The organism is Geobacillus sp. (genome assembly GCF_017515625.1).
Taxonomy (GTDB): Bacteria; Bacillota; Bacilli; order Bacillales; family Anoxybacillaceae; genus Geobacillus; species Geobacillus stearothermophilus.
In genome coordinates, this window is record NZ_JAFWFM010000196.1 from 1 (window position 1) to 2,079 (window position 2,079).

The following is a 2,079-nucleotide window of genomic DNA, read 5'->3' on the forward strand; positions in this document are numbered from 1 at the left end:
ATGGTGAGTGATGTGGTTGACACCCCTGCATCATACCAAGAGGGCTTTTTTTGATCAAGTCCCCGGAAAAGCTTCTAACGGGAATGCTCCTCTTTATGATTCATATTCGCATCACTATCATAACAAATGTATATCTCGAAATCAAATATTTTTTATTAAAGATTATTAGTATGGAGCACAGGGGGCTTTCCATGATAAGATGAAAGAAAAATGATGTGCGGAAAGGGAGAATAAGATGAATGAATCGGCCTTTTAGCGAAAATCAAACAGCAAATGGAACGGTTTTCACCGGCGGAAGACACAGCGAACGTCTACGCGCGTGGGGAAGCGGAAAAAATCGTCGGCGAGGCGCTGCGCAAATATCCGCGCGAATCGTATGTCATCGCGACGAAAGTGTTTTGGCCGATGGGCGACGGCCCGAACGACCGCGGCCTGTCGCGCAAGCATGTGTTTGAGCAGCTCCATGCGAGCTTAAAGCGGCTGCAACTGGATTATGTCGATATCTACTACTGCCACCGCTATGACAAAGAAACGCCGGTCGATGAGACGTTGCGTACGATCGATGATCTCGTCCGCCAAGGAAAAGTGCTGTATGTCGGCGTGAGCGAATGGACGGCCCAGCAAATTCAAGAGGCGCTCGGCGTGGCCGACCGCTACTTGCTCGATCGGATCGTCGTCAATCAGCCGCAATACAACATGTTTCACCGTTATATTGAAAAGGAAGTCATCCCGGTGTGCGAACAAAACGGCATCAGTCAAATCGTCTTTTCGCCGCTCGCCCAAGGGGTGCTGACCGGCAAATACAAACGAGGTCAAGCGTTGCCGGCTGACAGCCGCGCCGCTGATCCAAGAGCGAATACGTTTATCCAAGGATTGCTCAATGACGAAGTGTTAACGAAAGTGGAACAACTCGAAAAAATCGCGGCTGAGCTTGGCATTACGTTGTCCCAGCTTGCCCTCGCTTGGGTGCTGCGCCAGCCGCCCGGAACAAGTCGAAGAGAACGTCAAAGCGGTCGATGTCGTGCTCAGCGAAGATGTGCTCGAGAAAATTGAGGGGATTTTGGCGTAAAAGAGGTGAGGGTGTCCCAAAAGGATCGGGACACCCTTTCTTATTACCGTATATAGACAATATGTTGTGTTTTGTTAAGGAAAATTACCCTTTTGGGTCAGTCCCCTTTTTATCACCTCGAACCGAGAAGGCCTTAACTTCCAAGCATGAGTGTAAGTGGGGGATGAACCGGCGTCTTCCACCAACGATCTTCCCCTTGCACCAAAAGAACAAAGGAAGGGCTTCGATTGCGATCTTTTTGAGGAAGCTTAACGGTAGGATGCACAGGGATGGCTTAGCTGACCGCTTACCGTATGTTAGGGTGTTCCCGAGAATCCCCTACTTCTCTACGTGAGCGCGGGTGAGGAGTGTTCAATTGAGTCGGTTTCATTTCCGGCGTATTGAGTATGTAGTAAAAATTTAGGGAATGTTATTCGTTCCGTGACTACATCCAAAAGGAGCAGAGTGTGATAGAATAAAATAAAAAAGGGTGTGAGTTCGATGGCCATGGACTATTTTCAGGTGAACTTGCCGAAAGAGTTTTTGTCCGCCATTAATGAATTGGAAGGCAACACAGTTGAGGCAAAAATAAAGCTTTCATTGGCGATTGGTTTGTTTGTTGGAAAACAGGTGACGCTGGCGAAAGCGGCTGAATTGGCAGGAAAACCCTTAGGGGAATTTATCGATGTATTGCGTTCGAAGGCGATTCCTTGGATGGAATATACGGAGGAACACATCAAAGATGATTGGGACACGGTGCAAAAATTGAGCAAAGAAAATAGGGATCACAATGAGTAGGGTTACGGTTAATTCTACACCGATTATAGGTCTGTCGATCGTTGGTCAATTGACTCTTTTGTCTGAACTATTTGATGAAGTATATGTTCCGGAAGCTGTCTATCAAGAAATTGTTCATAACCATGCCCCACGCCATTATGGAAAAGAGGAGCTCAAACGATTGGTCAGCGAGGGGGTGTTTCGACTATACCATGTAAAAAATCGCAGCCTTGTTGAAAGTTTATATGGAAAAT

At 47.2% G+C, this 2,079-nt stretch carries 2 protein-coding genes and 1 pseudogene; all 3 read left to right on the forward strand.

Annotated features, from left to right (window positions below):
- Positions 1-297: 297 nt before the first annotated feature.
- A pseudogene (locus IKE44_RS11360) lies at positions 298-1,069 on the forward strand (aldo/keto reductase family protein); the annotation flags it as partial.
- Positions 1,070-1,549: 480 nt separating this feature from the next.
- Positions 1,550-1,846 carry a UPF0175 family protein gene (locus IKE44_RS11365; RefSeq protein WP_230847164.1) on the forward strand — a complete coding sequence of 99 codons (297 nt, stop codon included), beginning with the start codon at positions 1,550-1,552 and terminating at the stop codon, positions 1,844-1,846.
- A partial coding sequence (locus tag IKE44_RS11370) for a PIN domain-containing protein (protein ID WP_483299809.1) occupies positions 1,839-2,079 on the forward strand: 241 nt, incomplete at its 3' end. The genes IKE44_RS11365 and IKE44_RS11370, both read left to right, overlap by 8 nt.

Excerpts from the sequence above, each read along its gene's own strand:
- IKE44_RS11365 (WP_230847164.1), top strand. The coding sequence starts at position 1,550 with ATGGCCATGGACTATTTTCAGGTGAACTTGCCGAAAGAGTTTTTGTCC.